Source organism: Mycobacteroides abscessus ATCC 19977 (assembly GCF_000069185.1).
GTDB classification, from domain to species: domain Bacteria; phylum Actinomycetota; class Actinomycetes; order Mycobacteriales; family Mycobacteriaceae; genus Mycobacterium; species Mycobacterium abscessus.
Genome location: NC_010397.1, coordinates 3,813,653 through 3,827,095, shown reverse-complemented (window position 1 = coordinate 3,827,095; position 13,443 = coordinate 3,813,653). Strand labels below are relative to the sequence as shown.

Below are 13,443 nucleotides of genomic sequence, written 5' to 3'. Positions count from 1 at the left end.
TTCGGACCCGCCCCTACCTGATACGGGGGCCCGCCCGGATCCGTCCCGGCCCTACCTGATACGGGGGCCGGCCCCGAATAGGAGATAGTCGCAATGCCCAAGCCCACTAAGGGTGCCCGCCTCGGTGGGTCGTCTTCGCACCAGAAGGCGATCCTGGCCAACCTGGCCACCGCGCTCTTCGAGCACGGCCGGATCAAGACCACCGAGACCAAGGCCCGCGTATTGCGGCCCTACGCCGAGAAGCTGATCACCCACGCCAAGAAGGGCGATCTGCACAACCGGCGCGAGGTGCTCAAGAAGATCCGCGATAAGGACGTCGTGCACGCCCTCTTCGAGGAGATCGGCCCGTTCTACGCAGATCGCAACGGTGGCTACACCCGCATCATCAAGGTCGAGAACCGCAAGGGCGACAACGCGCCCATGGCGATCATCGAGCTGGTGAAGGAGAAGACGGTTACCTCCGAGGCCGACCGCGCTCGCCGGGTCGCCTCCACGAAGAAGGCCGAAGCACCCGCGGAAGAGGCGAAGGTGGAAGAGGTCGTCGAGGTCGAGGCCGATACCGCCGACGACGCGGCCGCCGAGGTCGAAGGCGCGGCAGACACCGCCGATGCGGCTGAGGACGCAGACAAGAAGGACTGACCTTTGGTCACATCTCACGACCAGCCCGCCATCCCTGATGGCGGGCTGGTTCGTTTGCGGCTCGATATCGCCTATGACGGAACCGATTTCGCGGGATGGGCCACTCAGGTAAACCAGCGCACGGTCGCCGGGGTGCTGGGCGAGGCATTCACGACCATCGTGGGTGATTCGGTCCAGCTCTATGCCGCGGGACGTACCGACGCGGGTGTGCACGCGACGGGCCAGGTTGCCCACCTGGATGTTCCGGTCGCCTGCCTACCCGGGTTGCGCGGCCGCTACCGCCCCGCGGGCGCACCGGAATTCGACAGGCTGGTTCGGCGGCTGTCACGCTTCCTGCCCAGCGATGTACGCGTGCTCGATATCTCGCGCGCTCCGGCACATTTCGATGCGCGTTTCTCGGCGCTGCGGCGGCATTATGAGTACCGGTTGTCCACGGCATCTTTTGGGGTGCTGCCACTGGCGCGTCACGATGTCGTGGGTTGGCATCGTCCGCTGGATGTCGATGCGATGAACGAGGCCTCACGGAACTTGTTGGGGTTGCGCGATTTCGCGGCTTTCTGCCGCCACCGCGAGGGCGCCACGACCATCCGTGAGCTGCAGCGCTTCGACTGGGGCGTGGATGGGCAGCGACTGACCGCGTACGTGAGCGCCGACGCCTTCTGCTGGTCCATGGTGCGCTCGCTGGTGGGCGCGGTACTGGCTGTGGGGGAGGGTAGGCGGCCGGTGCAGTGGTGCGTCGACCTGCTGAATAAAGAAAGGCGCTCAAGTGATTTCGCGGCGGCCCCGGCGCGTGGGCTGACCCTGGTCGGGGTTGATTATCCGCCGGACGACCAGATGGCGGCCCGGGTGATGATCACCCGTGACGTGCGTATCAGACCGTCCGGCTAGCCTTTCGGCATGAGGAACGTTCGTTGGATCGGGGCGGTCGCTGTCGCGGGCGCGATGTGCGTTGCCGGGTGCGGGGGCGGATCGACAACGGAGATTCCGCCGAGCATCGGCAGCTCGTCTGAAACTCGGGCGGTTGCGCCGGCCAAGCCCGTGCAGAACCTGGTGCTCACCGCCGCGGAGCTGCCGCCGGGGCTGACGGTGACGCCCATCGAAGCAGATGAGAAGCAGGTGATTCTGGACCAGCTCACCGGCTCGGCCGATGAGGGTGCGACATTCACCCCCGCCGAATGCCGGTTGCCATCGATGTTCGAACCATCGGCGCCGGTGGACGCGTCGAAGTTGGGCGTCGTGGTCGGTGAAGCAGGCCGTGGGTATTTCAACGAGGCTGTGGTGGCGCAGCGACCTGCTGTCGCGCAACTGCGGACATTCCTCGACACGTGCAAGACCGTGCGCGAGACGCACGGCGGTACCTCGATCGAGACCACGTACACCGTGCTGGATGGCGTGCGGTCGAAGGCTGACGAGCTGGTAGTCGTCCACGAACAGGTTCCCGGAGTGCTGGTGAAACAGGACGCCTACACCGCGTACGCGAGTGTGGCCGGGCACGCCGTATGGGTGAGGATGAGGACCCTGGGAGGCGATGCGCCGGATCGTCCGCTGTTCGATCAATTGGTGACGGCCTCGATCGATAAGGTCGCCGCCGCGAGGTAGTCGGCGCGACTGCTATTCGGCTTCGCTTTCACCGTGCCGGTTCAGTTTCGAGGCGACGAACGCCGCCGCCTCGGCGGGCAGCCCGGTGCGCTCATACGACGTGTGCGCATCCCAGCTGTTGTTGGGCCCGGCCATGCAGATCGGATCTCCCTGGTTGCAGAGATCGATTGCACGCGAGCCGAATACGCCGGCAATACCGCTCAGTGGCCCACCGGTTCGGTGGGTGGCGTTGCCGAATGTCGCGATCGCCACGATGCGATCGCCCACGGTGGGCGGCAGTGGGCGGTTGAACCCGATGCCCACGTTCGGAACACCGATGATGGTGTCGATTACCTCCGCACCCATGGAGTACCCGCCGATGACGAGCTTGGTCCGCGGGCAACTCGCCGCGACCGATTGCAGGTGATTGCTCAGATCATTGGCCCCACCACCGGCCGAGAAGATGCCTGCGTCGTAGTTGACGGGGTAGACGTTCATGGTCGCGCCGGTCGCCTGGACGCGCGGTGTCAGGGAGTCGACGAATTCATCGCCGACCCGTCCCAAACCGACCGGCTCCTTGCGTCCCCGCGCGAAAGAGACATCGACATCCGAACACGGATCCGCCGACGCGCGGGGGACCGCACTGACAGGCCCGACAACACTGGCCGCAGACAGCACCAACACCGTCAGGACGACAAAACTACTCAGGACAACGCCGACCCTCGTGCCCCGCTGATGCGTGGTCACAGCACGATGTTACGGGTCCACAGGTTCCCGTGCGTGCTTTCTCTAGAGCTTGCCTGCCACGAAAGACGCCGCTTGCGCGGGCAGGTTGGTCTGTTCGTAGCTTGTGTGCGCGGTCCAGGAGCGACCGCCCTCCTGACACACGGGGTCGCCGGGGTTGCACTGGTCGATCCACCGCCCGGCCAGCGGGCCGGTCATGCCGCCACCGCGGCGGTCGATGTTCCCGAATGTCGCGATGCCCCTGATGCGGCTGGCGACATCCGGCGGAGGGTTGCCCGCGACATCGTCCACTACGGTGGCGCCCATCGAGTAGCCACCGATCACGAACTTGGTGTTGGGGCAGGATGACGCGACCTCGCTGAGGTGGTTGCGAAGATCGTCGGCGCCTTCCCCGGTGGAGAGCAGGCCCGCGCTGTAGTTCACGGGGTAGACGTTCATGTTGCTGACTCGGTTTTGGAGGGCACCGACGAACGCATCACCCACCCGGCCGAGACCAACCGGTTCGTCCCGCCCTCGGGCAAAGGAGACGTCCACGGCCGCACACGGATCGGCGGCCGCGGGTACCGGCTGCGACATGGCCACCAGGCTGGCGAACATCAGGAGGGCGGCAAGCAGATATCCGGGCCGCCGGACGTACGAGGTTGCAGGTAAAACAGCACTGTGCGTCGTCACAGGCGAATGCTACGGGTAAGTCAACCTAGTTGTCATATCGGTGCGGTATGGGCATTCTCACCTGCCCGGAAGTGAGTCGAGGAACTCGACCATCGCGTGATTGACCACGTCCGGGCGCTCCATCTGGACGAAATGTCCGGCGCCCTCGACGATCAGGGCCGATCGCAGGCCCGGCACCAGGTCGCTCATGGCGGTCATCGGGTCGCGGCCCAGCATCTCCAGGACCGGGTCGGCGGCACCGGCGATGAAGGCGACCGGTACTTCGACGGGCCGGTCGTGCAGATCTTCGTTCTGCGCCCACACCAGATCTTCTGCCCGATACCAATTGAGGCCGCCGGTGAATCCCGTCCGCGCGAATTCTGCCGCGTAGTAGTCGAGATCCGGCTCGGAAAGCCAGTTCCACGGCAAGGCAGGGGGGTTCGGAAGGACGTCCAGATACCCGTTGCGCTTCCCATTTACCCGAGCCGGATGATCCCAGCAATCCAGATAGCGGTTGGCGCCGCTGAGAGCATGGAACAGCGCGGCCAGGAACGCCTTTGGCTGCGCGTCCAGTTCGAGCTCGGCGAGGCCGGGTTCCTGAAAGTATTCCAGGTGCGTGAAGTGCTGCGAGGCAAGGTAGTTGAAACCCACACTTGGTTTGACCGGTAGCCGGCGGGTTCGGGGCACCGACAGCTGGATAAGCGCGAGGACCCGGTCCGCCGCCCAAGCGGGCATGTCCCAGACCAGATGTGCCCCGAAATCGTGCCCGCAGAACACCGCTTTGCGCAGTTCCAGGGCGTCCAGCAGGCCGACTAGATCGCCGACGGTGGTGCCACGGTCGTATGCGGCGGCATCGCGCGGCGCCGTCGTGCGCCCGTAGCCGCGCATATCCGGTGCGATGGCCCGATACCCGGCCGCCGAGAGCGCGGCCAGTTGGTGACGCCAGGTGTACCAGAGGCCGGGAAAGCCATGGCACAGCACCACCGCAGGTCCCTCGCCCTGCTCGGCGATGTGCATGTCGATTCCATTGACCGACAGCTGACGGTGGGTGATCTGAGAAACAGTCACCCGGGCGAGGCTAGTTGACCCGGGCGGCCGCGAAGTCCGCAGCCTGGTTGATCAGCGCCGGCGGGTACGAGGTGTGGGACTTCCAGGTGTCCTGGTTTCCGTCCATGCAGACGGGATCGCCGTCGTTGCACAGATCCAGCACTCGGTCGCCATAGGCGCCGGCCAGACTCTGCACGGGGGCAAAGCGATTCACGATGTTGCCGAATGTCACGATCGCGCGGATGTGGTCGCCCACCTCGGGCGGTACCGGGTTGTCGAAGGAGAAGAGGTTGCCGATTTGTACGGGCCCGGGCACTCCCAGCGCGGTGTCGACAACGCCCGCGCCCAGCGAGTAGCCACCGACGACCAGCTTGGTGTCGGGACAGTTGTTGGCGGTCTGCTGCAGGTGCGCGCTCAGGTCGTTGGCGCCGCCACCCACGTCGGTGTTGGCGTCATAGCGCACCGCGTACACGCTGAGGTTCTTCACCCGGTTGCGCAAGGCGCTGACGAACGCGTCCCCGATATTGCCCAGTCCGGGGGGCTGGCTGCGGCCGCGCGCGAAGGACACCTCGACGTTGGGGCAGGCCGCCGATGCGGTGGCGGGGATGACGACCGCCAGTCCGGTGGTCAACATGATGGCCGCAACCGAAACAACCGCCGCGCGGGCGGCGGCGGTGAGCAATTTACTGGCTGGGCGTGGATTCGGTTGTAGCGTCACATACTGAGGTTACGGATAATTCGCTGTCATCGCCATGTGATTTCAATCCCGCAGGTAGCGAAGCCGTGAGTCCAGCTCCGCTGGATTCGGGCTCTCCGGGTGTATCCGAACCTCGGTGCGCCAACATCAGCCCCGCGAGAATGACTGCGGCCCCGGCGTACTGGATGGGCGCGATGGTCTCTCCGAGGAGTACCCACCCCGCGATCACCGCGCACAGCACCTCGGTAAGGGCTATCAATGAGGCGTAGCTCGGTCTGAGCCGGGTGATGGCGGCGATACCGGTGATGTAGGCGATCGCGGTGGTCACCACGCCGAGAACGAGGATGGGTACGTATACCGGCGTATTCCAGCCGGCGACATGCACATCCTGGGTGGAGAAGGTCAGTGGCATGATCCCGGTGAGCCCGAAGCCGCCCACCGCGACGGCTCCGACGAGCAGCCCGCTCGTTGCCAGCGTGATGGGTTGCAGTTCTTCGGCCTTGCCGCCCGCCCGGTGTGAGGAGATGAAGTAATAGGCGGCACATACCGCTGCCCCCAGGCCCCAGGCGATTCCCACGGGCTCCACGCGTCCCCCGCTGAAGATGTTGAGCACCAACAGCATTCCCGACAAGGCGAGGGTTGCGCCGGCAAGTACCCGAGTGTGGGGACGGTGCCGCGTGATCATCCACGTCCAGGCGATCACCAGGATGGGGCTCAGGAATTCCAGGAGCATCGCGACCCCGACCGACATATGCCGGACCGCGCCGAAGTAGCAGAACTGCGCGCCGGCGACGGGAATGATTCCATAAAGCACAACAACTTTGGCGTGGCGTCGGGCCTCGGAGAACCATCCGGGTGCCGCGATGCAGGCGGCCACGACCATGACGGCGGCGCCGGTCGCGAGGCGGGCGGTGACCACGGCGGTGAGGGACCACCCCGCCGCCATGAGCGATTTGGCGAACGGCCCGGAGAACCCGAAGGTGGCGGCGGACACGAGGGCGAGAATCACGCCGGCCCGGAAATTGGCCTTGTCGTTCATCGCACCTCCCGCATGTCATGAGTAAAATTGGATACGGTCATGACGGTAAGGGCGAAGGGTGTCAGGTGTCAAATGCTTTTTACTCATGACACGGAGCAAGGTTTGCGGTCGGCGGCCGAGCTGATCAACACCGGCCGCAATGACCGGGAGTTACTCCCGGACGTGGCGGCGTTGCCGCCGCTGCTGGACCGGTATGGCTGGACGGGCCGGCGCGACGGGGATGACGCCGAACTGGAGGCCGTCAAGGCCTTGCGGGCCCGGCTGGGCGATATCTGGGCGCGTATCAATGACGAGGAGTACGTGGTCCGGCAGGTCAACGCCCTGCTTGCCGACACCCATGCGTCGCCGTGGCTGACCCGGCATGTCGAGGAACCCGACTGGCACTTGCACATGGCCGCCAGCGATGCGCCACTGGCTGACCGCCTGGGTGCCGAGACCGCCATGGTATTTGCCGATTTGGTGCGTACCGGGGAACAGCGGCGGTTGAAGACCTGTGCTGCCCCGGATTGCGATGCGGTCCTGGTTGATCTGTCACGCAACAGGTCCCGAATGTTCTGTGACACCGGAAACTGCGGCAACAGGCAGCACGTGGCCGCCTATCGCGAGCGTCTGCGCGACGAGGCCTAGTGCGAAAGCGCTACTGCGCGAAGGCCTGTATCGGGCGGCCCAGGTAGGCGAGCTCATCGCTCACTGTCACGAGGCGGACCTGGATGGTCTCACCGCCGGCGGTCAGCAGGATGTGATCGCCATATCCGTTGGGCTGGTCGATGATCACGTCGGGTCGCGCCGGCAGCGCGTCGTACTCACTGCTGATGATGTGCAGCGCGGTGCAGTTGCTCGGCAGTGCGGTCGGCTGCATGCCGTCCACCACGGCCAGGGTGCATCGAGGGTCGATAAACCCTGGGCCACTGGCGAATTGAATGCGGTTGGCGTCGCCGATGGAGGTCACCATGACATCCCACATGTGTGGACGGTCGGTATAGACGACAACGAGTGCCCCGATGGCGACCGCCCGGAGTACCACCTGCTGGCATACGTAGAGTTCGGCGCGCACCACCACGGTGTGCACACCTTGCCCGGACAGCCGTGTCGCGATGGCGCGACCCGACATGTCGGATCCGATCAGCTGCCCGCAGCCCGAGGTGGGCAGGTGGATACCGTCGAGTTCCTCGTTACTCATCTCGATGCTGCGGGTCAGATATTCCAGCCCGATCGCACCCACCGGAAGCCCGGCGAAGAACGCATCGCGCTGGCTGCCGTTGAGCGAGGTCATTCCGGTGGAATGGCGCACCGGTAGTTGTTCGTCGGTGGCCCAGCGCACCAGTGCGCCCACCGAGGTCCGCCCCTTGGCGGCGGGCCGTAGCCGGACCGTCACGCTGGTTTCCAGCGTGGGCCGGGCCCATAGTCCCGTCAGGGTGGCGTCGGTGATGTACCACGGATCAATTCCCATGGCCACGTTGTACGAATCGATCAGGGTGAGGCCGCTCCAGTCCTCATGCATGGGTGCACCCGCGTACTGCCGCAGCATTTCGGCGCTGATGCGGTGAATCTGGCCGGCCTGCAAGATGGTGCTGGCGCAATGGGCGGCCGCCAGGGCACGCCGGACTCGGGCCGTGGCGATGACGGCGCATCTTTCCGCCCCGCGCCTACCGCCTCCGCGGCGGAAGACCGCGTCGACGTTCGCACCCGGATCGAATCGCAGCACCACCCACACGGTGCGAATGGCAACGGCGGGCAGCGGCCCCACCAGCCGGTCGTAGCCACCGCGCAGGACCGTGCCCTGCGCCGTGCGCTGGCCGTTGCTGATGACGTCGATGCTTTCAAGCTCAATGTCGTTCTGATGCATGCACTCCCGAAGCACGCGCAAGGGCACCAATGAGTCGGTGGCACAGTGGTCCGGGGTGATGACCGAGGGATGGCGCTGTGTCGCGCTGATTTCCAGAACCGTGATGAGTTTGCCGTTTTCCCAACGGGTGCCCGTCCAGCTGTCCTGGCCGCTCGGGGTGTCGGCAATGCTGCCCGAGCTTCGATAGGTGCGGCCCGTCAGGTACTTGAATCCGGTAACTGCCCAATGCCTGACGGTCTGGCCACCCCAGCGACCCAGGACGAGAGCCAGTGACACGATCGCGATCAAGAGGGCGGCCCACCATGGCCAGCCGAACAGCAAGGAAATCAGCACCGCGGCGAGAACCAGCAACTGCGAGATCACCATGATCTGGATCGGCATCGTCGCCCGACGCACCTGTTCCGGAGCCGCCCCGCTCGAGGTCACCTTTCCCCCTTCTCTGCCACCGTGACAGCGGTGGATATCGCCTCACAACCTTGTCGGTCGTTACGGCCATCACCCGCAACCTATCGTGGTTGCCCAGTATTGCAATAGGCTGCATGGCCGTGTGGCCGGTACGTAGGATCTAACAAGATCTGGGGGCCGGCCTGGAGGCATCGCTAGGTCGTAGATTCGAGTTTCGCAGTATTTCCTGGAGGGGGGACGATGGCGCGACAACCGACGACCCGGCTGCAGGTCAGTGGGTACCGGTTCCTGGTGCGGCGCATGGAGCACGCGCTGGTTCGCCGCGACGTCCGAATGATCCACGACCCGATGCGGTCGCAGTCGAGCTCGCTGATGGTCGGCATTGTGCTGGCTACCGTTGTGGTCGCCGGGTGCGCCATCTTGGCGTTCTTCCGGCCGAATATGCCGCTGGGTGATCAACCCATCGTCATGGGCAAGGACACCGGCGCGGTCTACGTCCGGATCCAGGACACACTGCATCCCGCGCTCAACCTGGCTTCGGCGCGATTGATCTCCGGGAACAACGAGAACCCGAAGCCGGTCAAGGACTCCGAGCTGGCCAAGGCACGCCGCGGCCCGCTGGTCGGGATACCGGGCGCGCCGGCCTCGATTCCGGGCGCGTTGACCGGCGACGACACCATCTGGACGGTGTGCGATGTCGCGACGCCGCCGCCCAGCTCGACCGTCACCACCACCGTGATCGCGGGCAAGGTCACCCTGGAGAACGGCAACCAGGAGATGCCCAAGGATCGGTACGCGCTGGTGACCGTGAACAGCCAGATGTATCTGCTGTACGACGGTAAGCGGGCCGCGGTCGATCTGACCAATCCCGCGGTGACCCGTGCGCTGCGGCTGGAAGGTGTCACACCCCGGCCGATTTCGATGAATGTGCTCAACGCCATTCCCGAGGTTCCGGCCATCGCGCCGCCGCCGATCCCCGATGCGGGGGCGGCCTCGCCCATCACCACCGCGGGGGTTCGCGTCGGGTCGGTCATCAAGATGAGCCGGGCCGACTCCGCCGAGTACTACGTGGTGCTCGCGGGCGGTGTGCAACGCATCAACGAGGTGACCGCGGACTTGATCCGGTTCTCGGATTCTCAGGGTGCGCAGGAGATCGTCACCGTCGCGCCAGACGTGATCGCGGGGCATCCCAGCCTCAATCTACTTGCCGTTCAAACGTTCCCGGACCGTGCGGGAAAGATCGTGGATGTCCCGGAAAAGTCGGTGCTGTGCAGCAGCTGGAAGCCGGGCCAGGAGAAGACCCAGGAGCATGCCTCCACCAAGCTCTTGATGGGTAGCTCGTTGCCGCTGAAGACCGATCAGGTGCCGGTGGTGTTGGCGCAGGCCGACAAGGAAGGCCCCAACCTCGACACCGCGTACATCCCGCCGGCCCGTAGCGCATTCGTGCGGTCCACCGGTCTGGGCGGGGACACCGGCCGGGCGGAGTCGCTGTACCTGATCCTCGATACCGGCGTGCGCTTCGGTATCGGAAACCTTGAGGCCGCAAAGGCCCTGGGGCTCAATGTCGAACCGGTACCAGCGCCCTGGCCCATCGTCGGGTTGCTGCCACCCGGGCCCCGGCTGAGCAAGGAAGACGCCCTCGTCGTCCATGACGGAATGCCCCCGGACAAGACCGGTTTGGCGATCAATCCGTCGACATCGGCCACCCAGGCGCCGTCCTGACAGCCCGGTCCTGACAGCCGTTCAGAACGCCAGCCGTGGTTACTCGTCGGGATGTTCGCGGCTTTGCCGGAGCCTGCGCACCGGTGCCAACATCGCCAGCGCGGCGGCGAGAAATGCTGCGCAGACCGCTATTCCGATGAGTGCGACGCGTCGGGGCCGTGGGTCCGGTGGTGGGGGAGCGGGTGGCAGTACGAGCTTCTTGGCCGCGTTGGCACGGGCAAGGTCGCTGGTGGTGCCGAGATCGTCGCTGACCGCCGCGAGTGCGTCCACCACGCCGAACCCGAGGTACGGGTCCCAGCCGCCGGGCGGGCGATGCGCCGTGTTCTTGATGCGATCCATCACCTCGCGCGCACTCAGCTGAGGGAAACGTGAACGTACCAGCGCGACAACGCCACTGACCACCGGCGCGGAAAAGCTGGTGCCCTGGATGGGGACCGGTCCCTGATCGCCCATGTAGGCGTTGGTCAGCGCATCACGGTTGGGGTCCAGCGAGACGATGTCTTCTCCGGGCGCGGACACGTCGACCCAGGGGCCGCCGAGACTGAACTTGGACGGTTGCCCGTCCGGCCCGATCGAGCCGACCGTGAGGACCAGGTCGTTATACCACGCCGGACTGACCGTCTCCAGCACGGAATCCCAATCCGGCGTGTTGGGCCGGGCCGGATCGGGCGGGGGATTCTGGCTCTTGCACTGTCCATCGCCAACGTTTCCTGCCGCCACCACCACCACGACGTTCTTGACGTCGACGGCGTACTGCAGGGCGGCCCCCAGCGGCCGATCGTCCAGGAACTGTTTGGCCGACGCGCAGGCCACCTCGGAGATGTTGATGACGGTCGCGCCCATGTCCGCGGCGGTACGCACCGCCATCGCCAGGGTGTCCACATTGCCGACGCCGCTGATCTTGGAGGGATCGTCGCGATCGTTCCCGCCCTTGTTCTTCACGGCGAATTTCGCGCTGGACTGACGGATGGTGATGAGACTGACGTCCGGCGCGATACCGCTGAAAGCGCTCGCCCCGGTGGGATCTGGCGCGGCCGCGATGATTCCGGCGACGATCGTGCCGTGCGCGTCACAGTCCTGAGTGCCGTTGCCGCCCTCGAAAACGTAGTCACCGCCCGGGATGAGGGGTGGCAGTCGCGGGCTGCGTGCGACACCGGTGTCGATCACCGCGACCGTTTGACCAGCGCCGCGCGACAGCTGCCAGACCAACGGCAGGTCGAGCCCGCGCTGCTGTGTGGGGACCTTGTTGAGGTCGCGCTTGGGATCGATGCCAGGGAATCGGCACAGTTCCTTTTGTTCGGTGGGCTCGATCGGGGCGGGAGGACGCGGGCCGGGAAGCATGCTCGGGTCGACCGGAAGCGGTGCGAAGGCATGTGCCGTCGCCATTACGTGCATCGAGCCCGTAGCCAGCTGTGATGACATCGCCAACATCACGACGGCTCCAGCGGTGGCGATACGGCGGGCCACGCCGAGGCTCATGGCAGGTTCAATCCCCGCACGGCGCTGTACACACCGCACACCCAGACGGCGATCGGAACAATCAGGGACAGCGCGATGTATTCGATGATCTCCACCGTGCGGCGGGCAACGGGCGAGTACTTGCGTGCCGACACCAGGAAGCCCAGCGCGATGGCCGATCCGGCCGCGATCGCCGCCAGCACGGTGGTGAACACCGCGGCCGTCGGGTACGCGACCGCGACGAACGCGAATGCGGCCGCGGGAATGGCGATGCCGCCCAGGTTGATGGCCACGGTCTGCGCCAGGTCGGCATGTGAACGTGCGCGGAGCATCATCGCCAGCGCGATTAGGCCGGCCAGCACCACGCCGCTCAACCGATGGGCTCCGGTGGGATGATGTCCGCCCGCACCGGAGAAGGTCAGGGCCGCCAGCATGGCACCCACCGCGGTGACGGCCGAGGTACCGCACACCAAACCGGTCAGCACGGCATGGGCCCGTAGCGCTTTCTCGCGGAGGTCGGGGAGCGGGGGCAGTGCCGTGGCGTCCTCTACGTCGTCACCCTCGGTATCAAGTCCGTCCAGACCTTCGATGGCTTCGATTGGTGCCGTGGAATGTTCGGGACGAGATGGCGCACCCTGGGTGGGCACCGGAGGCAGGGGCAGCCGGGCGAGGACCATCGCGACCCGCGGTGAGAGGGCCACCGCGCAGATCCCTACGGAGCCGAGCACGGCTCCGAGGCTGTAAATCGGCGGTTCGAACAGCACGTAACCCAGCGCCGCGGCGAACCCCAGAAACGATGCCGAGGCCACCGCGACCAGTGACGTGGTGCCGGTGCCGGTCGCCCGCATGGCGAGAATGGACACCACCATCGCCACCATGAGCGCCAACATGGCGTGGGGAGCGCCGTACTTGCCGGGTACGAAAAGCGCCCCCGCAACGGCGGAAAAGCCCACGGCGCAGTGGCTGAGCATCACCGACGCGAGCGAATCGTCATAGACCCTGTTCGCGAACACCGCCGCGGTCATCGCGACCAGCGCTATCGCCACTGCGATGATGGGAAGGAGCAGACCGGGATTGGTGGCTCCGGCGCGCAGCAGTGCGGTGGCACCCAATAATGCGGAGAGCCCGCAGACCGAGGCACCCAGGATGCGGGCGGCATTTCGGCTCCACGGATGAGCCGAGACGGTACGGAAGGTCGACACCGCCAGAAAGACATCGTCGAACAGCGGATCCGGCGCCGCGACATCGGACCGGGTGAGAATCAGCAGATCGCCGTCGCGAACCTCCAGCTCGCCGAGGGTGCTGGACATCTGCAGGGGTGGCTGGCCGGGCCGGGACAAACGCCAATGCGTTTCCACGGCATCCTCCGGGCTGGTCAGCTCGGGGACACCGACATGCTGGTTGATGATGTCGACGATCGATCCCACCAAGAGGGCCAGCGGAACACTCGTCGGCAGCGCCAGGTCTACCTGGGTTCGCTCAGCCTGAATGGAAACGCGGCACAGTTCGAGAACCGCCGACCGTTGCTCGGCGCCCGACTGCGCATGTGTCATGCTGTGCCCCCTAGCTGGCCCCCGGCCTGGCCCCTGCGTCATTGATCTTTGCGCATGCACACTA

At 65.8% G+C, this 13,443-nt stretch carries 13 protein-coding genes; 5 read left to right on the top strand and 8 right to left on the bottom strand.

Features of this window, described 5'->3' with window-relative positions:
- Window positions 1-93: 93 nt before the first annotated feature.
- The 3 genes from rplQ to MAB_RS19090 are packed head-to-tail and all read left to right on the top strand — an operon-like array spanning window position 94 to window position 2,238.
- Window positions 94-639, top strand: a complete 546-nt coding sequence (gene rplQ, locus MAB_RS19100; RefSeq protein ID WP_005112004.1) for a 50S ribosomal protein L17 — start codon at window positions 94-96, stop codon at window positions 637-639.
- 3 nt (window positions 640-642) lie between these two features.
- The gene (truA, locus tag MAB_RS19095; RefSeq protein ID WP_005112002.1) at window positions 643-1,527 is read left to right on the top strand and encodes a tRNA pseudouridine(38-40) synthase TruA; all 885 of its coding nucleotides are present in this window, start codon (window positions 643-645) and stop codon (window positions 1,525-1,527) included.
- Window positions 1,528-1,536: 9 nt separating this feature from the next.
- Window positions 1,537-2,238: a hypothetical protein gene (locus MAB_RS19090; RefSeq protein WP_005112000.1), complete on the top strand. Its 702-nt coding sequence runs from the start codon at window positions 1,537-1,539 to the stop codon at window positions 2,236-2,238.
- Between the two features lie 12 nt (window positions 2,239-2,250).
- Here MAB_RS19090 and MAB_RS19085 read toward each other — a convergent pair whose 3' ends face one another.
- The 5 genes from MAB_RS19085 to MAB_RS19065 all read right to left on the bottom strand — a co-directional run bounded on the left by MAB_RS19085 (window position 2,251) and on the right by MAB_RS19065 (window position 6,395).
- On the bottom strand, window positions 2,251-2,964 hold the full coding sequence (locus MAB_RS19085) for a cutinase family protein (protein ID WP_005091579.1): 714 nt from the start codon (window positions 2,962-2,964) through the stop codon (window positions 2,251-2,253).
- A gap of 42 nt (window positions 2,965-3,006) precedes the next feature.
- Complete coding sequence (locus tag MAB_RS19080; protein WP_005080558.1) at window positions 3,007-3,558, bottom strand: cutinase family protein; 552 nt, start codon at window positions 3,556-3,558, stop codon at window positions 3,007-3,009.
- Window positions 3,559-3,690: 132 nt separating this feature from the next.
- Window positions 3,691-4,680 (bottom strand): alpha/beta fold hydrolase, encoded by a 990-nt coding sequence (locus tag MAB_RS19075; RefSeq protein WP_005111998.1) that lies wholly within the window; start codon window positions 4,678-4,680, stop codon window positions 3,691-3,693.
- A gap of 10 nt (window positions 4,681-4,690) precedes the next feature.
- On the bottom strand, window positions 4,691-5,341 hold the full coding sequence (locus tag MAB_RS19070) for a cutinase family protein (RefSeq protein WP_005077548.1): 651 nt from the start codon (window positions 5,339-5,341) through the stop codon (window positions 4,691-4,693).
- A 1-nt stretch (window position 5,342) separates the two neighbouring features.
- Window positions 5,343-6,395, bottom strand: coding sequence for an EamA family transporter (locus MAB_RS19065; protein ID WP_005111996.1), 1,053 nt, complete (start codon window positions 6,393-6,395; stop codon window positions 5,343-5,345).
- A 72-nt stretch (window positions 6,396-6,467) separates the two neighbouring features.
- Here MAB_RS19065 and MAB_RS19060 point away from each other — a divergent pair, with 72 nt between their 5' ends.
- Complete coding sequence (locus MAB_RS19060) at window positions 6,468-7,022, top strand: CGNR zinc finger domain-containing protein (RefSeq protein WP_005080565.1); 555 nt, start codon at window positions 6,468-6,470, stop codon at window positions 7,020-7,022.
- A 10-nt stretch (window positions 7,023-7,032) separates the two neighbouring features.
- Here the strand turns inward: MAB_RS19060 and eccE are convergent, their stop codons facing one another.
- Window positions 7,033-8,667, bottom strand: a complete 1,635-nt coding sequence (gene eccE / locus MAB_RS19055) for a type VII secretion protein EccE (RefSeq protein WP_005094468.1) — start codon at window positions 8,665-8,667, stop codon at window positions 7,033-7,035.
- Between the two features lie 219 nt (window positions 8,668-8,886).
- Here eccE and eccB point away from each other — a divergent pair, with 219 nt between their 5' ends.
- Window positions 8,887-10,368, top strand: coding sequence for a type VII secretion protein EccB (eccB, locus tag MAB_RS19050; protein ID WP_005077544.1), 1,482 nt, complete (start codon window positions 8,887-8,889; stop codon window positions 10,366-10,368).
- A gap of 39 nt (window positions 10,369-10,407) precedes the next feature.
- On the opposite strand, the gene mycP is transcribed toward eccB, so the two are convergent.
- Window positions 10,408-11,847, bottom strand: coding sequence for a type VII secretion-associated serine protease mycosin (gene mycP / locus MAB_RS19045; RefSeq protein ID WP_005111995.1), 1,440 nt, complete (start codon window positions 11,845-11,847; stop codon window positions 10,408-10,410).
- Window positions 11,844-13,379: a type VII secretion integral membrane protein EccD gene (gene eccD / locus MAB_RS19040; protein ID WP_005055988.1), complete on the bottom strand. Its 1,536-nt coding sequence runs from the start codon at window positions 13,377-13,379 to the stop codon at window positions 11,844-11,846. Before eccD ends, mycP begins: the two co-directional genes overlap by 4 nt.
- Between the last annotated feature and the right edge of the window lie 64 nt (window positions 13,380-13,443).